A 21,053-nucleotide genomic window follows, 5' to 3' on the forward strand; every position below is an offset into this window, starting at 1 on the left:
TTTGCTATGGGGCTGTCTTCAATCTACGTGAATAGGTGGATTACGGATTACCTGGAATTACGTAAGGTGTCGCGCTTCCCGATGGTTTTCTGGTGTTTAACGAAATATCTGTAAAGACCTCAAAAACTCGTCCTTGAGGGTCATCTTGATAAATCACACTACACTCACTTCCCGAACTTTTACACGGATCAGTTGTTAATTGAGTAGGAGTACCATTCAGGTTAATCCATCCATTCGACTGGCTTGCGGTGTTCGCAAAAGCCAAACCTACTGCCAGCCCCAGTGTCATTACCGGGATCATTATTTTAGATTTTTTCATAATAAAAAGTATTAAAAAGTTTTGCCTACTCTGTTTTACAGGTTTTCGGCTGCTCCTGCATCATCGTGCGCACGACTAATTTTATAAGGCGTTATTTTTGTAAAACGGGAATACTGATAGCTGCCATAAATAGCCAGAGCCGTAAAAACCAGGTTGAAGAGCAAATGCTGACTCCAGGTTAAATCATTAATGATTCCGCCACAGGAGCAGGGTAGTTCTGGAATGAATAGCATCATCCCGGCTATATATACTGTAAATACGCTCATCAATACTGCAGAACCCAATAACCCAAGCCGGCGTGTTTTGGATACCAGCAGCAGGGCTGCCAGGCTGTATTTTAAACTGCTCAAACTCCAAAAGTTTAGTCGTAGCCGCATATAACCAGAGGCAGCTCAAGAAAATTGCACTGATTTGGAGCTGGTAATCAGGTTTTATACGTCGTGAACTCATAACTAGACTTTTGCTAGTTAAAGTACGTCTAGATCTTAAAAGATGAGTACTGTATGTGGGAGTATAAATACGGTATAGGCGATTAATTTTGGTTTTTTTTAAAGAAACTGGGTGGTACACCAAATTCTTTTTTAAACGCTTCTCCAAAATGCGGATAGGATTTAAATCCGGTTTTTAGCGCAATACCCGAAAGCTGATCGCCGGTGGTAGCTATCAGCTGTTTTGCCAGGTGTAAACGTTGTTTTATATGATATCTGAACACGGTGGTCTGGTAAAGCTCTTTAAAGCCTTTTTTAAGTTTAAATTCGTTTATACCAAAGCGTAATCCCAGCGTTTTTAAGGAACTTATGGGCGCATGTGTATGTTCTCTTAAATAGGCTTCCACTTTTTGTATGGTTTGAATATCGGCGGTATTTTTTAGCACTTCCAGTTTGCGAACCGGGTAGTCTTTGGGTAGGATTAGTTCTTTTTTTATTACAGGATTTAGGCTTTGAATTCGGGATGCGACCAGTAGAAAGTTACCGGTTACCGTATCGTATTGCAGTCTGAATAAGGTACAGTCTAACGGCATAAGCAGTCCCGTTTCTGTAATGATTTGCAGTTTACAGGAGCAACTGGGTTTATCTGTTTTTCTAAGTGTTTGTAACTGCCTGCTAAAAGTTTGCTGGGAATCGAGGGTGAGCAGCTTTGTGAAATTTTGATTTCGCACAACGTCTGTAGGGTACTGGTCAAAATTAGTGCTTAGAATTTCGGAGTTGGGACTGATTAAAAACAGGTAGTGGTTTACCGTTAATAGCTTCGTAACAGGCACATTGAATACAAACGGATTGTAAGAAGCCTGAAGTTCTTGAGCTAACATATTAAGCAGTACTGCAATGGCTTCGGTATCATTGTTTTGATCTGAGCGCGGAATCCGGTAATTGAAATTACCTTTAGCCATCTCCAAGATTATGTTTTTGATTTGAACTATTTGTGCTTCCCGGTTTTTCATCCTCCTTAATTTCACAGGGTTTGACTTCGTTTAGCGGTGTTTATTTAAAAACATAAGTGCCGGTTTTTTCTTAAAAAAAAGTTGGGTGGGAGTATGAGGATTGGTGCGTTGCAAATAAAAATTGAGCATACTCTCAGAAACCGGGCCTGAAATTCTAAACGCCACGGCACGTGTTAGTGCGGCTCCTTCACGAGCCAGGTAGTCGCGTGCTTCTTTATCGGTATCCAGAATGTTTCTGACATCGCAATATACAAGGTACGCCCTGTCTCCCTGCAGGCATAGGCGATCGTAAACCACCTTTTGTGCAGCTTGCAGGGTTAACACCTGTTGTTTGTAGTTGATACACAAGATTTCCGAATCTAATCGATATTCGGCATATGCGTTTTCGTATAGGTCCTGCATGACGTATTGTTTATTAAATGTATTAAAATTAGTAAAATGAATTATAAGTGTCTGTATTTCAAACTTATGAATGGTTTTATTTTGAGGATTTATCGGATGTAATAAGGTTTGCAGGATTAAAATTTACGTGTAAGGGAATATTTGGGGTTGTAACCTGCTTGCACGATATGGGTGTTGAAGGAATTTATTAGATTCAAAAAAATAAATCTTTAATCTGTTGCTTATGTCTCTATTCAAAACCTAACTATTGAACGATCAACCGGTATACCGCTGCGTACCGTTTGTTGTTTTAATTAGTTGTGATTATCCCTATACATCTTAAACACTAAAATCTATATCAGCCTCTCGATGTACTAACCTGTTTAACTGATGCTCCCATGTATACAACTATCCTAGAAAACTTTTACGATGACCTAACCCATCAGGTTTTACCCCTTGATGACCCTTTAAAAAAAGCCGCACTCGGAATTAAAACTTCGCATACTGCTTTGACCCGACTCAACGAGTTGGTTACACAGCAGGACTTTGAAGATGTTTCTGAAGAGATTCATTTTTTTAAGCATCTCAAACCCTGCCCAATGCGTTATTTGATTTATTATTCAGAAATGCGTCTGTGTGAATTGCGAAAGCCTAAAGCCGGTGTATGTTTTCAAATGCAATTTTATAAAAAGGAGTTGCGTAAAATTAATAAATTCTTCAAATGCCAAATGGATTTTGTGCGGTATATGGAGCAAGAGCTTACGCATCTGGATCACCAGTATTTTACTCGAAACGCAGGTATTCGTATTCCGTTTACTCCCCTAATTCATTATTTTGAATATCCGGAGTTTAGTAGTTCGCATGACCTGCTTTGGGCTAAGATTCAGGCTATGTACATGCTTATAACGTATCTACAAGAAGCACTTACCGCTTTGAAATCCAGAGTTGAAGCCCCTATTTTAGCTCAAAAGCATCTGGTGCTACTTTGGTCTGGTTCTAAAACTGCACTGGTAGAGCTTATTTATGCACTGTATGCATCACAACATTTAAATCATGGAGGTTCTGATCTCAGTACGTTGGTGAGTTGCTTTGAAAATTTTTTCCATATTAAATTGGATGGGATTTATAAGACCTATGGAGAAATTAAATCCCGGAAGGGGAGCAGGACCAAATTTCTGGAAGAACTTATTCTGGGACTGGAGTATAAAATGCGGTGTGATGACGCGTGATGTGGAAACTTTACAGTCAATCGCAGACTTCTTAATTTTCAGATTCACCAGGTGCTGTATGAACCATTTAAACTATTCGTTACTCAAATCAAAGCAAAGGAATCTCAATCCTTATTTGCGTTCCCTGATGTTTTGTACTTTCAATATGCATGGTACCATCTAAATTTGCAATGAGTTCTTTTACAAATAAGAGTCCCATCCCATAGCCCAATTCCCCTGAAGTTCCTACTTTATGAATAGACTGGGTGTTTAGAATCGCATCAATTTGATTTTGATTCATTCCCACACCCCAATCTTTAACTTCAATTTTTAAAATGTCGAGCTTTAATTGTTCTTCTATCGCTAAATGAACCTGTACCTGTTCTTTAGATCTGGTAAACTTTATGGCATTGGATATGAGATTGCCAATGAGTGGCAGCAAATTGCGTCTTGGGAATGTTAAATCGTGCTCTTTAAAGTCTATCGAAAGCTCAATATTCTTAGATCTAGCCTGTGGGCTGTAGAGATCACTTAACTTTGAAGCTAAGGAAGCTACGGTAAACTGGGCTTCCGTTTTGCTTTCAGCAGCTGTAAAATGATCTTTTAAAATGTCATTGGTTAATTGCAGAATGCCTGATGAAGCAGCCGAAATTAATTTTACAATATCCTGTAATTCTTCCTTTGTTTGACTTTCAAAATCATTGAGTTCTATAAGTTGGGAGATCCCGCTTAAAGGGCTTCGTACATCGTGTGCCAGGCGTAATTTTAGCAGTTTCTCCTCATGAGCCTGCTGAATGGCCTTTTGCGTTTCAAACTTTAATTGTATATGCTTTACAATTTGTTTTGCGATTATGTGTAGCTGTTCTATTTGAGCGTCTGACAACTCTTCAATTTTCTTACCGCCTACACAGAGCGTACCTATTGCAATGTCATCTCCTAACCGTAACGGAATACCATAATAAAATTTATAGCCTTCATTCTTTACATAATCAGAATTTTTAAAACGCGGATCTAAGTCAACCCGGGATTTAAAATGATGCGCTTCTTCTATTGTAAAATTACAAATAGATTCTTCGCGACTTTTTTGTGAGAATTCATCCAGCGTTCCGGCGACCGTCCACTGCGTATAATTATCAATAAAATTTACTTCAGAAAGTTCGGTCCCTGCTATTTTAGCAGCTAGTACACTTAAAGGGCCAAACTCACTGCGAAGCGACTCATAATCCAGATCGAGATCTGCTAATTTTTGTACTCTTAGAAAGTCTTTATTAATCAATTGTAGGGTTTAGAGGCCCTAAAAATAAGATATATTTGAAGCTAAACTTCACATTTTCTTATCATTAAAAATTGTTTAACATTTTAAAGCTCAATTTTAATGGTTTTTGATTTTTGAACATCAGCAAGGGTGAATTCTAGAATACCGTTCTCATACGTATACCTTGGAATCTCATTGTTTATCTTAATGGATTTGAGTTTTCCCACAAAATGAACGCGTAAGTTATACGTGCGCTTAGCTAGTTTAAAGTTTTTAAAATTGGGATTCATGGTAATAGCTAAGAAATTTTCAGTATGCTCAGTTGTAATTTGAGTAAGTGCATACTTCCCTTTTTTATAGTCTAAGCTTTTACCATCATCATCATACAATTGAAATTCAGCATTTTTACCAGCATAAATATCTAGTGTAATGAGCTCTGGAGTTTTAGACCCAATAGTTTCTACCCCATCTTGTGTAGGTAGTATAGCGCCCTCTTTGATAAACATAGGCATCTCGTCTAAGGGGCATAAGACATTTATAAAACGCTTTCCGGTATATTTTTCCTGTGTCCAGTAATTAATCCAATTTCCTTCAGGAAGGTAAACCGTGCGGGTTTTAGCTCCTTTTGTAGTAACGGGGCAAATCATCATAGCATCTCCTAATAGATATTGATCTGTAATGGCATATACATTGGGATCTTCCTGATAATCGAGTACTAATGCGCGCATGATTGGGCTTCCATCTTTATGGTTTTTATACATAGTACTGTATAAATAGGGGGTGAGGCTATAGCGTAGGTCGTCGTATTTCTTAAAGCTTACCAGAGCTTCTTCGCCATAATTCCAGGGTTCTTTATAGTTGGGATGCTCCATACCAAACAAATGTGCAATAGGACTCATCAAACCAAACTGCGTCCACCTGATGTATAACTCGGGGTCTGCAACGTGTTCAAATCCACCCATACAATGCGCCCAGTTGCTCACACCCGATAAGCCCATATTTAGACCCGCCTTAATTACGGATTCAAAATACTGCCACTCACTAGGCCAGTCACCGGCAAAAATAAAGGGGTAGCGTTGTATGCCGGCGTATCCTTCGCGGGTGTGATTCATACCGCGTTGCCCGTTGTATTCCTGAAATTTTTCATAAGGAGCTTTAGCGTATGCCAAAGGAAAAATATTATGAAGTCTTTTTATTTCCGGGCCCTGTGGTCCGGTTTTATCACTTTCATTAGCTTTACGTCCAAAGGCGCTTCCTTCGTCCGTTTTAAAGAACATCGCACCCGAATCTGCGAGGCGTTTCGCTCCATTGTCCCACCACCAATCTACCGCTTCTTTTTTAAAGAAGTTTACAAATTCACCGGTATTATTGGGTTCGGGATATACAAAACCTGCCTCACGAGCCTGATCGAGTAAATTGAGTGTGTTACCATTATCAAAACGCGGTCTTACGTGAACACCCACCATACTTAAGTCCTGCGCATACAGGCTATCAAACATCGCTTCGGGATTTTCAAAGGTTTCCCTCCATTCAAATGTTGTAGCACCGCTGCCTCCATTTTTACCGAAAATACGCCAGGTAGAATCCAGGTGTAAAATATCTATTGGAATATTGAGAGCTCTAAATTTTTTTACCAGCGCTACAGGATATTGGTCTGAAGTTAACTCTTCATACCCCCAGGTTCCGCCGCTGTATGTCCCTACGTGCAAGCCTAAGGCGGCTTTAGGAAGTAACGGAGATTTACCAGTAATGTCTGTATAGTGATCTAAAATCGCCGGAAAATCGGGTCCGTACATAAAATAATAGTCGAGTTCGCCACCCTTAGCTTCAAACGTGTAGACATCGTTAGCGGTGTGTCCCATATCCCAGCGTGTTTCAAATGAAGTATGAAAAAATATCCCATATCCGCGGGTGCTCATAAAAAATGGCACCGGACTGTAATTGGCCTCCAATACATTGTAAGCACCTACAATATGTGGTAAACCCTCACCGCGACCCACCGTAAGATTGGTAATTTTACCTCTTCGATCTAAGAAATCCATACGTTCTCCAAAACCAAAGAAATGTTCATCAGGAAATAATTCTTTCTGAGCACCTACCTCTTTATTCGTTGTATAGTTTCCGGAATTGACATCTCTAGAAAGTATGTTTCCAAATTTATCTTTAATCGTTACCTGAACCGGATTTTTAGTCACTTCTACAAGGAGCTGCGCTGTTTTTAACTGAATTAAATCTGCAGTTTCTTTAAGATCCCATTTGGTTTCTGCCCAGTCATACTGCGTAACCATATAGGGTTCGTCAGGCTCAAAATTGCCATCCCAGGAGGTTCTAAATCGTATAACATCTGCATTACAGACCTCCATACGCAGATGACCTTCAGTTGTTTTAATCTGAATGTGTTTTTTATCCTGGCTCGTTATTGATTGAAAAGAGCCTAAAGTGGTTTGGGCAGCAAGCGATGCTGTAAGTAAAAGACTAAACAGAACTATAGATAAGCGCATAGGAGTTGAGTTAAAATTATAAACAGGAATAGTCAAACACGGAGTATTGTGTTTGACTATTCTCTAAGTTAACCAGAATAATCACTATTAGAATCCTGGGTTTTGCATGGCTTGTTTTTCACTTGGTGAAAGCGGAGCCCCATCAATGATTAAGGCATCTAAATAGGATTGTGGTACCGGACGCAGTAAGAATTTTTCACTCACATTTGCTGCAGCTTCCGGATTAAATGCCTTTGCTCTGCTAACTAAACGTTCGGTTCTCGAAAGATCTACCCATCTGTAAAATTCTCCCATTAATTCGCGAGCTCGTTCGTTAAGCACAAATTCGACAAACATGTCTGCTTTAGAACCTACTCCGGGAGGATATAACTGCGCATTAGCTTCTGGTGTACCGGGTGTAAAAAAGGCTTCGGAAGCCAACATAGCGTCTGCTGTGCTGGTTGTGTTGCCAAAGTTTACTTCAGGTTCTGTAATATAATAAACAAGGCCGCGATCTTCCCCTTCTTTATAAGCAGCACGCTCTCTTAAGGTGTTTATATATCCCAGAGCTGTAGTATATTGTCCCATTCTGCCATAGGCCTCTGCAGCAATCAGGTAGGTTTCTCCCAAACGCGCAAGAATACCGTCACGGGTTCCTTTAGAATCATTAAAGTTAGTCCTAAACGGGTCGCGGTACTTTGAAAGGGAAGGATAGGTACTTATATTGAAATCAGTTACCTGATTTCCGTTATCATCAACCGCATATCTTGCGATAACTAAAGGCGCTAATGAAGATTTATAGGTAGATGTAAACCTCGTGTCATTTTGCTCATTAATCACATAGATAGCAGCCGTATCACCCACTGTAAATTTAGGCTCTCCTATTAAATCTGGAGTAGGAGCATTCTCTGCAGTCCAGCTAGGAACAGAATTTGTATTTTGGGCTATGTATGAAGTTTGAAAACTTTTGTAAAAACGAGAGTCGTTTACACGGTCAAAGTTATCTAAACCATAATCTGTAGGCTTTAAACGTTGAAACTCACGCCCGTCTGCGAGATTACGTGTCATTCCCGGAAAAAAGCGGTAAACCGAAAGAAAGTATAAATGCGTTTGGTTTCCGTAACGGCCTAACAGGGCCTGCGTATTGTCAAACTGAGAAGCCAGTAGAATTTCTGAAAGTTGCTCATTGGGTCCATTAACAGCCGTATAATTAAAAATATCATTGTAGTTAGGAGCTAAAGAACGCTCAGCGATTACCTCGTCTGCAAGAGTTGCAGCCATTTGTAAATCATTAGGCTGTGTGATTTCTGCATTCAATTCGCTGGCTCTGGTAAGATAGGCCTTTGCTAAAAAGTGACGTGCCGCCGCTTTTGTAAGTCTACCCTCCTGCGCTTCTGCCACTGGTAAAAATGCCACCGCCTGAGTTAAGTCTGCAATTAAAAGATTAAATACCTCTTCTTTAGAATCTCTGGGAAAATCTGCACGATCTGAAGTAATAGGTTCTGTAGAAATAGGCACATCTCCAAATTGGGTAACTAAATTGAGGTAATTAAAGCCTCTTAAAAAGTACAATTCTCCAAGGCGTGTATCGCGCAAATCTGGAGCATCTGCAAGCACATCTGGAATTTTTGAAATACCAATATTTGCAAGGTTAATCTGTGCATACATATTGTCCCAGTAAGGAGCTAAATTATCTCTATCTGTAGCATCTAATTCACTGCCGTATTGATTCCATTTTATAAAGTTAGTACCACCACCGTTTGTAAAGGTGTCTGTACCATAATTGGTTAGCGTATATGACCATTCATAATTATGGTGAAAACGCAAGCCCTCGTAGGCTCCGTTAACCAGCTCTTCGATACCTTCTGAAGAATTATAGCGGTCTTGTGTTAATACCGCAACAAGTTCTTCTTCGATAAAATCATCACTGCAGGAGCTGTATCCTAATGGCAACATTGCCAAAGCGTAAATTGTAAATTTTTTATATATATTTTTCATAATGCTCTTTTTTTAGAATGAAACATTTAATCCTACCACAAAGCTGTTTGTGGTTATTGAAGAGGCGCTGGGGTTAGCCCCGCCATTCTGAAAACTACTATCGGGATCAAGAAAATCTGTTTTAGAATACAACCATGGGTTTATAGCCTGAGCATAGATTTTAAGATTAGATATTCCTACATTTTCTAATGTTTGCTTATCAAAGTTATAGCCTAGAGAAACGTATCTTAATTTGATAAACGAACCATCCTGATAATTCATTGAACTGAAGAACAGGGGTTGACCGCCATTGTTGTAATTCGGTCTAGGATAGGCATTAGTAGGATTTTCTGGAGTCCAGTAATCTACTGCTCTGTGTACAAATTGCCCTTGAAGGTCTACGGCACCTCCACGAACTGTCGCTCCCCATTCTGAGTATAAGAATGCAGAAAGATCCCAGTTTTTGTAGCTGAAGGTATTGATTAATCCACCTATCCATTCCGGATTCGGATTTCCTATAATCTGGCGGTCATTGGTAGGGTTTATGATTCCGTCATTATTTACATCTTCAACCCGAATGTCCCCAGGTTCAAAATCTGCTCCATTCGCATTATAGCGGGCTATTTCGTCTGCATCTGCAGTCTGCCAGATGCCTATTTTTTTATAGTCATAAATAGCACCTATAGGTTCACCAATAAAATATCCGTTATTAATATCGTCTTCTTTGCTACCATCTACTAAAGAAACAATTTCGGTACGATTTGCTGTAAAGGTTAAGTCTGAAGTCCATCTAAAATTTTGACTTTCAATATTTCTTGTAGATAAAGCCAATTCGATACCCCGGTTTCTTGTCTTTCCTGCATTAACCGTGATGCTACCGTATCCCGTTACCGAGTTTGGGGTTTTATTTAAAAGAATATCATCTGTATTTGCTACATAATATTCTATAGAACCACTAATTCTTGAATTTAAAAAGGCGTAGTCTATCCCGAGGTTAATTTGTTTGGTACGTTCCCAGCCTAGTTCCCGGTTAGGTAAACTACCCTGATCTGTACCCTTAGGGTCACCTACCACATAGCCTGGTGCAGGAGTAGAGCCAAAAATATATGGCAGTCTTACCAGACCTCCGGAAGTGGAGTAGGGGTCAACCGCTTGATTGCCTACTTCACCATAACCCAGTCGTAGCTTAAATTGGTTGATCCAATTAATATCTTTCATAAAATCCTCCTGTTCCATTTTCCAACCTAAAGCCAATGATGGAAAGAAATCCCATTTATTATCTTCGCTTAGTACCGAAGCTGCGTCTGCTCTTCCGGTTACTGTTAAAAGATATTTGTCTAAAAGGCCGTAGTTTAAACGCGCCATGTATGAGGTTAATGTACGTTTTGTATAGCCTGATCCCCAGCCGTCAAGAGCCCCTCTATTTGTAGAGCCTAAGTTATACCATAACTGGCTGTCGTAAGGCAGGTCTGTGGCTGTCATATCGTTACTCTCGCCAGTAATACGAGATGAACTTTGTAATAGCGTAACGCCTAAATTGTGTACGTCATTGAAGTTTTTGTCATAGTAAACAAGATTTTCAAGCGTCCAGGAAACATTTTCACTGGTTGAGTAGCGGGCATAATTTGTAGAAGAAGAACTCCCACCACCTCTTAAACTTGAGGCTGCACTTTGAAACTGACCGTTTCTAAAGTTTCTAATATCTGGTCCAAAAATAGTTCTGAATCTTAAGCCTTCTGCTACCTGTAATTCGGCGAAGAAGCTACCAAACATTCTGGCAGTTTTTCGCTCGTTGATCACCTCGCCTACATCACGTATTGGGTTTATGATATTTGGGTTACCGCCGGGATTAAAAATATAATCTCCATTAGCATCATAAGGTTGTGCATACGGTAACTGGCCTAAGGCCGCTTCATATAGTGTTCTTGAGCCTCTAGACCCCCCGGCTGAATAGCCAAAGTCCTGTACTGCATAACTCGCATTGATAGTACCTCCTATTTTAAACCAGTCTACAGGAGTTAATTCTACATTGATTAAGGCACTGTATCTTTTATATTCCTGACCAACAACGGTACCTATTTGATCAAGATAGCCTCCAGAAATATAGGCTTTCATTTTTTCAGTACCCATATTTGCACTTACATTGTGTTGTTGTAAAATTCCTGTTTGTTCAGCAAAATTGGTCCAGTTTGTTGTAGGGATTCTCGAACCGTCATAAACGGGTATTTCACTAACCCCAAAACGAGCCTGCTCTGCTGCTGTAGTAGCTCTTGTTTGTACAATACCAGCCTCACGATCTATCCAGGAATACCCGTCAAGTACATTATTTAATGCAGTCTGATCACCGCCAAAAAAGATACGGTCTACGGCTGGGTCAGGATACAAAACCTGATCCTGATTGGGTCTTTTGTATGCGTTAGCTCCTATAAGGGCATCTCTTCTATACTGTGCATAGTCACCTGCGTTCCAATAATCAGCTAAATTGCGAATGTTTTCTAAAGAAACATTGGTACTGTAATTCAATTGAAATCTTCCGTTTTTTCCGCTTTTTGTAGTTACTAAAACAACCCCGTTTGCACCACGTGAACCGTATATTGCCGTAGCAGATGCATCTTTAAGAATCTCAACAGATTCAATGTCATTAGGGTTGAATGCTTCTAAACCACCCGATTGTAGCGGCACGCCATCTACTACATAAAGTGGGCTATTGCCCCCGCTTATAGAACGGTTACCACGTATGCGTATAGCTCCTACTTCTCCTGGTCTGGCGTTTGATGAGATGTTTACCCCTGCAGCTTTACCCTGTATACCCTGTAAGGTGTTTTGAACCGGGAAGTCATTTAACTCTTCTGCAGATACCTGTGAGATTGCACCCGTTATATCTGATTTCTTTTGCGTACCATACCCCACTACGATCACAGCGTCTAATTCTGAGCTATCCTCCTGTAACGTAATAGGATATGAATTTGAAGAGCCTACAGCTTGCGAAATCGATTTCATTCCTACAAAAGAAAAAAGGAGGGTTTGGCCTTCATTAGCTTGTAAGCTGTAGTTACCGTCAAAATCGGTTTGTGTTCCTGTTGAGGTTCCCTGTACGATAACATTAACTCCCGGGAGCGGCATTCCCTGAGAATCTGTCACGGTACCCGATACTGTTTTTTCCTGTGCCCAGATAGTTATACTAAGCATTAAAAAACTTAAAAACAGTACGATGTGTTTTTGCGTTTTTTTCATATTCATTAATTTTTAGAGAGATAAACTAGAATTAGTTGTTTGTGCTTAAAATTAAATAAAGGAAACGTTAGCGCTATCCTGTACTTACTGTGCTGTACTGTCCTGCTTTTTGTTAATATAGCTGTAGATACTACTACTCGTTAAACTGTGTGCTCAACAGGACGGCACAGGATAGCATTTGATTTATGAACTTTTATTTTTAGCATAACTTGAATACCTGAAGTATATCCACATATTATTAGCAATTAATTATCTTGAATTAATGACCTATACCAACCCTAAATTTTTATTTATACTCACCGCTTTATTACTTTTTTTAAATTGTAAAACGCAAGAGCCGCAAGAGACGCGAGAACCTATAAAAAACTCGATCTGGCCTGAAGTTACGAATACAACTAAACCGTGGACGCGCTGGTGGTGGATGGGGAGTGCAGTAGATAAACCCAATCTTAAAAAACACCTCATTGCTTTTCAAGAAGCGGGTCTTGGCGGTGTAGAAATCACTCCTATATATGGTGTAAAAGGGGAAGAAGCTAATTTTCTAGATCATCTTTCTCCAAAATGGCTGGAGATGCTAGACTATACCATTTCTACCGCAGACAGTCTGGGACTGGGAGTAGATATGGTTTTGGGAACCGGCTGGCCTTATGGTGGGCCCCACGTTACTAAAGAGTTTGCCGCAACCAAGCTGGTAGTGTCAACTTATACGGTTAAAAAAGGAGTTGACTTTACTAGCCCAATTCATCCACCTGCTACCGAAAAACAACCTGCGGTGTTCTCTGCTTTGTTAGCCTACGACAACAATGGAAACTTAAAAGATTTAACTACACAGGTTAGTGACGGGGCTATTTCATGGGACAATCCTGATGCAGACTATACCGTATATGCATTATTTACAGGCAAAACAGGTCAGCAGGTAAAACGGTCTGCGCCGGGTGGTGCAGGTTATACTTTAGATCATTATTCTAACGAAGCTTTTGAGGCATACGTAAAACCTTATGATTCCGCATTTGCGAAATTAAATGGAAATCTTCGTGCTATTTTTAATGATAGTTATGAAGTATATGGTACCGATTTTACACCTAAGTTCTTTTCTTTTTTTGAAGAACACAGAGGTTACGATCTTAAGCAGCATATCAACCTTTTATTAAGTGAAGAAGACGAGGAATTGGGCAACCGGGTAAAAGCAGATTTTAGACTTACCATTTCTGAATTATTATTGACCCAATTTGATAAGCCGCGGACCCAATGGGCAAACACCCATAATTTTAAAACCAAATTGCAGGCACATGGTTCACCGGGCAATTTGATCGACTTATATGCATCGGCAGATATTCCCGAGTGTGAGACTTTTGGCTCTATGCCTTATGATATAAAGGGTTTTAGACGCGAAGCAGAAAATATACGTACCGGTGATGCAGATCCTGTAATGCTGAAGTTTTCCTCTTCCGCAGGACATATTGCCGGGAAACCCTTAATTTCTTCAGAAACATTTACGTGGTTACGCGAGCATTTTAAAACCGCACTTTCACAAACAAAACCTGAAGCAGAAGAATTATTGCTTAATGGAGTAAATCATATCTTTTTACATGGCTCTACCTATTCACCGGAGCGTGCAGGTTGGCCGGGCTGGAAGTTTTATGCTTCTGTAAATTTTAGTCCTAATAATACGATATGGGAGGATGTACCTGCTCTATTTTCGTATTTGACTAATGTGCAATCAGTTTTACAAGAGGGGAAACCCGATAATGAGACTTTATTATACTGGCCTATTCAGGATGAGTGGAACAAATTTCAGCACGGTAAATTGTTCTTTGAGTTTAAAATTCACTCGCTAGAGGAGTGGTTGCTGGGTACACCCTTTTATAAAACCACACAGGAGCTGATGCAAAAAGGGTATGGAGTAGATTTTCTTTCAGATGATTTTCTAAAACAAGCAACTGTTGTAGATGGAAAGATCGTTCTTCCTAGCGGAACCTATAAATCGCTGGTAGTCCCGGACACTGATTTTATGCCATTGGCAACACTTCAAAAATTAATTGAATTAAAAAATCAGGGAGCTTCGGTACTATTTAGAGGCTTACCAGAAAGTGTTCCGGGGTTTTATAATTATAAGCAGCAAACCCAAGAATTAAAATCACTTATCGAAACTAATTCTCTTTCAGCAACTGATTTAGAAACCGGTTTGCAAGCGGCTTCAGTGTATCCCGAGACTTTAGTAAACACAGGTTTAAAATTTATAAGACGGGATGTTGATGGAAGCAAGATTTATTATTTGGTAAATCATACCGCAAATGCTATTGATCACTATATTCCGCTTGCGGGAACGGTGGAGAATGTGCTGATTTTAGATCCGCTTACGCGAAAGGCGGGAGCAGCACATATCAAAAAAGCAAATGGTGTTACTAGTGTAAATGTGCAAATCGCATCTGGTGATGCCTTAATTCTTAAAACAAATACTTCAGTTGCTGCAGATGACTGGGTGTATACTAATCCTATAAATTCTGGTGTAGAATTGACCAATCCCTGGAAAATTTCATTTGAAAAAGGCGGTCCGATTTTACCCGAAGCTGTCGAAATGAAAAGCCTAAAATCCTGGACAACTTTAAGTAAGGAAGCCGAGGAATTTTCAGGAACTGCCGTATACGCAACAACGTTTAATACGCCAGATGTTGAAGCAGATGCGTGGCGCTTAGATTTAGGCGACGTACGGGAAAGTGCAGCAGTTTGGTTAGATGATGTGTATATAGGTACTGCCTGGTCTGTACCCTATGTTCTTGATTTAGGTAAACTAGATTCGGGAAAACATACTTTAAAAATAAAAGTGACCAATCTTGCAGCAAACAGACTTCGTGCTAAAGAACTACGCGGTGAAGAATGGAAGATTTTTTATGAGATCAATATGGTAAATAAAGATTACAAACCATTTGATGCAACTGTATGGGAACCAAATCCTTCTGGTTTGTTAGATCCTGTAAAATTGATTCCGCTTAAAACAACAACAAACTAATTACTTTGATATCTTAAAGAATACTCTAATGAATAAAACAATCGCATTGCTACTTTTTGCTGTGTTTAGTATTAATTGTGCAGCTCAAAAAACAATAGACCGTAACGACATTTTAGCAAAAATGGAATTAGCCAATTCGTATTTTATGCAAAAATGGCCCGATGTAGGCAAAACCATTATTACTAATAAAGAGCGCCCCAGCCACATCTGGACGCGCGGGGTGTATTACGAAGGGCTGATGGCACTTCACGAAATTTACCCTAAAGCAGAGTATTATACCTACGCGCTAGATTGGGCTAACTTTCACGAGTGGAGTTTTAGAAGTGGTAACGAGACCCGCAATGCAGATGATTATGATGCAGCACAAACCTATATAGATTTGTACAATCTACAACCCGACCCCGAGAAACTAAAAAACACCCGCGCGTGTATGCAGAAGTTTCTAGTTACTCCTCAAAATGGGGATTGGGACTGGATTGATGCCATACAAATGGGAATGCCGGTTTTTGCAAAAATGGGCGTGTTGGAACACGACGACCGCTATTTTGAAAAAATGTACCAGATGTATATGGAAAGTAGAAACGTAATCGGCGGGAAGGGCTTATACAATCCTGAGGACGGACTCTGGTGGCGTGATGCAGATTTTGATCCGCCGTATACCGAGCCTAATGGGGAAGATTCCTATTGGAGCCGCGGGAACGGTTGGGTGATTGCAGCATTAGCAAAGACACTTGCTATAATCCCGGCAGATGCTCCACACCGCGAGCAGTATGTAGAAGATTTACAAGCAATGGCAGAAGCGCTAAAAAAGGTACAGCGTCCTGATGGCTTCTGGAATGTGAGTTTACACGATCCAACACATTTTGGAGGTAAAGAGACTTCAGGAACCGCATTGTTTGTATACGGTATCGCATATGGGATTAACAATGATTTACTAGATAGAGAGACCTATTTACCTGTAATAACTAAAGCCTGGAATGCGATGATTTCAGATAGTTTACACGAAAATGGGTTTTTAGGATGGTTACAATCTACAGGTAAAGAACCTAAAGACGGGCAGCCGCTTGCTTATGATAAGCAACCCGATTTTGAAGATTACGGTTTGGGTTGTTTTCTTTTGGCAGGTGCCGAAATGTACCGTTTAGAATTTTAAAAATGTAGTTTTTACAATTAACTTTCCTTTGCTTAACTTTCCGGTATGAAAATACAAATACTAGTAATGAGCTTATTTTTAAGTAACGCTGCAATAGCCCAACAGGAAGAAGTTAAACTTTGGGATGTGGTGCCGGGAAGTATTACAAATGATTCATTTAAAGAAGAAAAGCAATATGAAGGTGATCAAATACGAGGATATAGCAAAGTTTCAGAGCCAACATTAACCATTTTCACTCCGGAAGATGGTAAAAGTAACGGCACTGCAGTGGTGATTTGTCCCGGTGGTGGTTACAGCCATTTAGCGATAAATAAAGAAGGTTATAAATTAGGCGCCTGGTTCGCAGAACAGGGTATTACAGGGTTTGTGTTAAAAAACAGATTGCCTAGTGATGCCATTATGCAGGATAAAACTATTGGTCCGCTACAAGATGTACAACGTGCGATTCGCTATGTTCGGGAAAACGCTTTAAAATTTGGTATCGACACTTTAAAAGTGGGGGTAATGGGGTTTTCGGCAGGTGGACATCTTGCTGTTACCGCATCTACTTTGTATGAGGAATCAGTTTATGACAGTAAAGAAGGTGTGTCTGCAAAACCTGATTTTTCTATGCTAATTTACCCCGTAGTTAGTATGAAAAACGGAGTAACGCATCAAGGTTCGCGAGATAATTTATTGGGTAATAATCCCGATGAAGCGACTGTCACAAAGTACTCAGGAGAAGAACAGGTAACAGCAGCTACTCCGAAGACTTTTCTAATTCACGCTACAGATGATAAAGCTGTTCCGGTAGAAAATAGTATTCATTATTACCTGGCTTTAAAGAATGCCGGTGTACCGGTCGAGATGCATATCTATGAAGATGGTGGTCACGGTTTTGGTATGGGGCGCTCAGCCACTGCAGATTCCTGGCCTGCAGCATTGAGTCTGTGGCTCAAGAAACACGGTTTAATTACAAATTAGAAGTATTCATTATAAACTTTAACAGGCCTACTGAAGATCTAGCGTAAAATTTGAAGTGAAGAGGTCGTGAAATTTTAGTCTGTTTGAGCAAAACGATTTTTAATTTATCGAAAATACTTTAAGCGAGTTTCTAAAATTAAGACTTCTAGCAATAAATTTAGCTAGAATTTCATAAGCCTAGATTTTTTTGGTTCGTTTTTTTATCGATAAAAAAAATGAACAATAACCTTAGAAATTATGATCAAAAAAATTCTATTCGTACTTATAATTGCAACCGCTTTTACTTCCTGTAAAGCTCAGGAACCTGCTTACTTATTTACTTATTTTAAAGGTAACGGGGAAGATGGTTTGCATCTGGCTTATAGTACCGATGCGCTAAATTGGAAATCGCTAAACAACGATAAATCTATTTTGACTCCAGAGGTGGGTGAGCAAAAATTAATGCGTGATCCTGCAGTCATTCTTGGCGGAGACGGTAACTACCATATGGTGTGGACTACCGGTTGGACAGAGCGGGGTATAGGTTATGCCTCTTCAGAAGATCTGGTAAACTGGTCTGAGCAGCAATTAATACCTGTTATGCAACACGAAGAAACTGCGCGTAATTGCTGGGCACCAGAGATCACCTACGATGCTAAAAACGACCAATATATGATTTACTGGGCAACCACCATCCCCGGTTTATTCCCAGAAACTCAATCAAAAGCAGATGATGGATACAACCACCGTATGTACTATACCTTAACTAAAGATTTTAAAGATTTTACGAAAGCTAAAGTACTTTATGATCCTGATTTTAACTCTATAGATGCGACCATACAATGGGATGGCGAGCAGTATGTGATGTTCTTAAAAGATGAAACCCGCGAGCCGGCTCGTAAAAATTTAAAAGTCGCATTCTCGGAAAATTTAACTGGACCGTATTCTGAAGCCAGCGAACCCATCACCGGCAACTACTGGGCAGAAGGACCTACAGCCTTAAATGTAAACGGGAAATGGATTGTCTATTTTGATAAATATACCGATCATCAATACGGCGCTGTGATGTCTGAAGACTTAAAAAACTGGACCGATATTTCAGATAAAATAACTTTTCCTGATGGTATACGTCACGGGACAGCGATTCAGGTTTCTACCGCGGAGTTGAAACAGATTCAAGAGGTATTGGTAATTGATTGAGATGTTTTGATAGAGGTTAAATCTGCAATTAAAGGCTTTATTGATTAGAGCAGGTAAATTTTCTTTACTTTTCTTTGCTTGTCCAAAGAAAAGTAACAAAAGAAAAGACACTTTTTCTTAGGCATTTTTGCCATATTAGGCAAAACCGCAACAAGTCCCCTAAATTTTCTCCAAGGCTTCGAAAATTTTTAACGGGAACTTGTTACTAAGCTGAAGAAAAAGAACACTTTTTATTGAAATCATTCTTACAGTTGAAAATGTAAATTTATCTATTTGATAATTTCGCATAAAAAATACACGACTTAAAAAAACGGCTCTAGACCTTCCCATTTTACATCCCAGCTTCCATCATTCGGGAAGCCGGGATTTTTTAATTTATTCCCATCCCAACCGGCACACATCATCGCAACGGCAGTTAACAATCCGCCATTTCCGGGCATATACAGGGTTAAACGTTCTTCTTGATAGTTGTGTCCGTTTTTGAGGTAGGTGTTGGTCTGTACGTCCATAAATAAGGCGTCAATTGCTTTATCGGGCATTCCCAGTCGGGCAGCAGTCATTGCAGTCATTGGGAAATCCCATCCCCAGGTATCTTCCCAGGTCCACACCCCCCAAACTTTATCAAAGGTATGTTGCATCGTTGGTTTGTCTAATAGACTCGTCTCCGGAAGCATTCCATAAGCGCCAAGAACCGAGGGGTGATCGGTTAAGAACTCAGGATTGGTATACGAATCTGTTGCGCTTTCAGTCGCCAGATAATAATCTTCCTGAATCGGCAACGCCGAAAGCTTATTCAACACCTTCTGCCAGTTCTCAGGTACGGTTTCGCCTAAGCGCTCTTTCCAGTTTATAGCTGTTTTTAGCGCCCAGTTCCAATAGGCGAGTTCGTAGGTTGGGTTATAGGTTTCTGTTTTTTCAAAACGTTCCTGTGCAGGAATCACCGGCGGACCTAAAACATAGCGGTCATTTTTTTCATCATAATCGGGAAAGGAAGCCATAAATTCGGCTGTCGCAAAAACACGGTCTTTGTAGGTTGCTAATGTCGTTTCAGTAGTGTCTGCACGATACATCAATTCGGCAAAGGTTATAAAATGGGGTTGTTGCCAAACCAAAAATGCACCTACCGATGAGGGTCCTTCATCCCCATAAGGATCGGTCATTTTTTGCCAGCGCGCCCCGTTAAAACCCTGGCGGGCTGCCAGATCTTTTGCATTTTGAAATGCCGTATTGTACCAGCCTAGACTGTTCTCCAGCAATTCCGGTCTTCCCCAAAGCGGATAATGTACACCGTGCCACCAGTGCATTTCCAAATGGGGTTTACCATACCAACTGTTATAGGTCAATCCGGTTTCCTGAGGTGGTATATTCCCGCTGGTTTGCGCTTTGGTTAAATATTGCGAAAGCACCACGCGACGCTCCAATTCCGCTGCTCTCAAGTCTGTACTTCCCGAAAAATCAACAATACCGCCACTTTGCCAAAATGCTTCCCAACCCGTACTGCTGCTTGCATATACGGTATTTACAGTGGGTAATTCATCAATTTTTTTATCAGAAAAGGTACAGGTAAACGCGATTTTTTCGCCTTTAGGTGCAATACTAAAGTAGTGTTGTTTCTTTTCTATAACTTTTACTTCTCCTTCCCATTTTAATCCCACCGTATAGGACAACGAATCTAATGAGCGATTGATTACCGCAGTGTTATCATAATTTGTGGTAAGTGTACTGGTATAGTGTTTAGGGTTTTTCCATTGGGTTCCATAATCAGACCACTTGGCGGTAGGTGCGGGAAAACGTATGCGTATTTTGAGTTGGCCGGTGTTGAGTAATGCAGATTCTACGCTAACTCCTATCGCATCCTGCTCCTGACTACTGGAGGTAATTACTTTTACCGGAACGCCTTCTACTTTAAAATTACTGATTAATATTCCCGTCCATAAATCTAGGGTTTGATTTACAGCTTCTATATCTTTTGGTTTTACTGGCGTTCCATCTTTTTTGGTTATATCAAAACCCAAATTTCCTAAATGCACCCGATGCGGATTGGATCGGTAATATTCAGCGGCATCTTTCGCATGTTGAGGTGATTTTACCTGTGTGGCATAAGATACGTTTCGGCCATTTTGATCATAGTCTAACAGGGTTTCCTTAAAATCAAAAGTTTCTGTATTGGGGAATGCATTCCAGCCCCAATTAGCTTGTGTTCCTAAGGGAATTCCTTTTTCGTAGAAATCGGGAAAGGTTTGCAAGCCGGTAACATCTGTTGTAAAAGCAAAATTACCGTTACCCAGTGTCAACGAAGCCAGTGTATCAATCTCGGTGAGATGTACATTGTGACGCGAGACCACAGCTTTACGATCTATTTTATTTTCTAGAGTAGTTTCTTTTTTAACTTCCTGAGTGCAGGCTAATGTACACCCGAGGAAAACCAGAATGAATAGCTGTTTAATATTCAT

At 40.1% G+C, this 21,053-nt stretch carries 14 protein-coding genes; 5 read left to right on the forward strand and 9 right to left on the reverse strand.

The features are described from left to right. Window positions 1-40: 40 nt before the first annotated feature. From ACIGAM_RS08475 to ACIGAM_RS08490, 4 genes are all read right to left on the reverse strand, one after another. A complete protein-coding gene (locus ACIGAM_RS08475; protein WP_396511028.1) occupies window positions 41-319 on the reverse strand; it encodes a DUF6520 family protein in 279 nt (92 codons plus the stop codon). A 35-nt stretch (window positions 320-354) separates the two neighbouring features. Then, window positions 355-669 (reverse strand): MauE/DoxX family redox-associated membrane protein, encoded by a 315-nt coding sequence (locus ACIGAM_RS08480; RefSeq protein ID WP_396511029.1) that lies wholly within the window; start codon window positions 667-669, stop codon window positions 355-357. A 182-nt stretch (window positions 670-851) separates the two neighbouring features. Then, window positions 852-1,760 carry a helix-turn-helix domain-containing protein gene (locus ACIGAM_RS08485; RefSeq protein ID WP_396511030.1) on the reverse strand — a complete coding sequence of 303 codons (909 nt, stop codon included), beginning with the start codon at window positions 1,758-1,760 and terminating at the stop codon, window positions 852-854. Between the two features lie 30 nt (window positions 1,761-1,790). Next, a complete protein-coding gene (locus tag ACIGAM_RS08490; protein WP_396511031.1) occupies window positions 1,791-2,084 on the reverse strand; it encodes a hypothetical protein in 294 nt (97 codons plus the stop codon). 455 nt (window positions 2,085-2,539) lie between these two features. On the opposite strand from ACIGAM_RS08490, the gene ACIGAM_RS08495 reads away from it, so the two are divergent. Next, window positions 2,540-3,370, forward strand: a complete 831-nt coding sequence (locus tag ACIGAM_RS08495; protein WP_396511032.1) for an RteC domain-containing protein — start codon at window positions 2,540-2,542, stop codon at window positions 3,368-3,370. 88 nt (window positions 3,371-3,458) lie between these two features. On the opposite strand, the gene ACIGAM_RS08500 is transcribed toward ACIGAM_RS08495, so the two are convergent. The 4 genes from ACIGAM_RS08500 to ACIGAM_RS08515 all read right to left on the reverse strand — a co-directional run bounded on the left by ACIGAM_RS08500 (window position 3,459) and on the right by ACIGAM_RS08515 (window position 12,295). Further along, complete coding sequence (locus ACIGAM_RS08500; RefSeq protein WP_396511033.1) at window positions 3,459-4,625, reverse strand: ATP-binding protein; 1,167 nt, start codon at window positions 4,623-4,625, stop codon at window positions 3,459-3,461. A gap of 83 nt (window positions 4,626-4,708) precedes the next feature. After that, a complete protein-coding gene (locus ACIGAM_RS08505; protein WP_396511034.1) occupies window positions 4,709-7,105 on the reverse strand; it encodes a glycoside hydrolase family 31 protein in 2,397 nt (798 codons plus the stop codon). Window positions 7,106-7,192: 87 nt separating this feature from the next. Continuing rightward, window positions 7,193-9,082, reverse strand: coding sequence for a RagB/SusD family nutrient uptake outer membrane protein (locus tag ACIGAM_RS08510; RefSeq protein WP_396511035.1), 1,890 nt, complete (start codon window positions 9,080-9,082; stop codon window positions 7,193-7,195). A gap of 12 nt (window positions 9,083-9,094) precedes the next feature. Beyond that, the gene (locus ACIGAM_RS08515) at window positions 9,095-12,295 is read right to left on the reverse strand and encodes a SusC/RagA family TonB-linked outer membrane protein (RefSeq protein ID WP_396511036.1); all 3,201 of its coding nucleotides are present in this window, start codon (window positions 12,293-12,295) and stop codon (window positions 9,095-9,097) included. Between the two features lie 262 nt (window positions 12,296-12,557). On the opposite strand from ACIGAM_RS08515, the gene ACIGAM_RS08520 reads away from it, so the two are divergent. The 4 genes from ACIGAM_RS08520 (at window position 12,558) to ACIGAM_RS08535 (ending at window position 18,600) form a co-directional block, all read left to right on the forward strand. After that, entirely contained in the window at window positions 12,558-15,305 is a 2,748-nt protein-coding gene (locus ACIGAM_RS08520; protein WP_396511037.1) for a glycosyl hydrolase, read from the forward strand. A gap of 28 nt (window positions 15,306-15,333) precedes the next feature. After that, window positions 15,334-16,458, forward strand: coding sequence for a glycoside hydrolase family 88 protein (locus ACIGAM_RS08525; RefSeq protein ID WP_396511038.1), 1,125 nt, complete (start codon window positions 15,334-15,336; stop codon window positions 16,456-16,458). Window positions 16,459-16,503: 45 nt separating this feature from the next. Continuing rightward, on the forward strand, window positions 16,504-17,421 hold the full coding sequence (locus ACIGAM_RS08530; protein ID WP_396511039.1) for an alpha/beta hydrolase: 918 nt from the start codon (window positions 16,504-16,506) through the stop codon (window positions 17,419-17,421). A gap of 237 nt (window positions 17,422-17,658) precedes the next feature. After that, complete coding sequence (locus ACIGAM_RS08535; RefSeq protein WP_396511040.1) at window positions 17,659-18,600, forward strand: glycoside hydrolase family 43 protein; 942 nt, start codon at window positions 17,659-17,661, stop codon at window positions 18,598-18,600. Between the two features lie 302 nt (window positions 18,601-18,902). On the opposite strand, the gene ACIGAM_RS08540 is transcribed toward ACIGAM_RS08535, so the two are convergent. Continuing rightward, entirely contained in the window at window positions 18,903-21,053 is a 2,151-nt protein-coding gene (locus tag ACIGAM_RS08540) for a hypothetical protein (RefSeq protein WP_396511041.1), read from the reverse strand.

The sequence above is a fragment of the Leeuwenhoekiella sp. NPDC079379 genome, assembly GCF_044542075.1.
Taxonomy (GTDB): Bacteria; Bacteroidota; Bacteroidia; order Flavobacteriales; family Flavobacteriaceae; genus Leeuwenhoekiella.

Excerpts from the sequence above, each read along its gene's own strand:
- ACIGAM_RS08475 (WP_396511028.1), bottom strand. The coding sequence starts at position 319 with ATGAAAAAATCTAAAATAATGATCCCGGTAATGACACTGGGGCTGGCA.
- ACIGAM_RS08485 (WP_396511030.1), bottom strand. The coding sequence starts at position 1,760 with ATGAAAAACCGGGAAGCACAAATAGTTCAAATCAAAAACATAATCTTG.
- ACIGAM_RS08495 (WP_396511032.1), top strand. The coding sequence starts at position 2,540 with ATGTATACAACTATCCTAGAAAACTTTTACGATGACCTAACCCATCAG.
- ACIGAM_RS08505 (WP_396511034.1), bottom strand. The coding sequence starts at position 7,105 with ATGCGCTTATCTATAGTTCTGTTTAGTCTTTTACTTACAGCATCGCTT.
- ACIGAM_RS08510 (WP_396511035.1), bottom strand. The coding sequence starts at position 9,082 with ATGAAAAATATATATAAAAAATTTACAATTTACGCTTTGGCAATGTTG.
- ACIGAM_RS08515 (WP_396511036.1), bottom strand. The coding sequence starts at position 12,295 with ATGAAAAAAACGCAAAAACACATCGTACTGTTTTTAAGTTTTTTAATG.
- ACIGAM_RS08520 (WP_396511037.1), top strand. The coding sequence starts at position 12,558 with ATGACCTATACCAACCCTAAATTTTTATTTATACTCACCGCTTTATTA.
- ACIGAM_RS08525 (WP_396511038.1), top strand. The coding sequence starts at position 15,334 with ATGAATAAAACAATCGCATTGCTACTTTTTGCTGTGTTTAGTATTAAT.
- ACIGAM_RS08530 (WP_396511039.1), top strand. The coding sequence starts at position 16,504 with ATGAAAATACAAATACTAGTAATGAGCTTATTTTTAAGTAACGCTGCA.
- ACIGAM_RS08535 (WP_396511040.1), top strand. The coding sequence starts at position 17,659 with ATGATCAAAAAAATTCTATTCGTACTTATAATTGCAACCGCTTTTACT.
- ACIGAM_RS08540 (WP_396511041.1), bottom strand. The coding sequence starts at position 21,053 with ATGAATATTAAACAGCTATTCATTCTGGTTTTCCTCGGGTGTACATTA.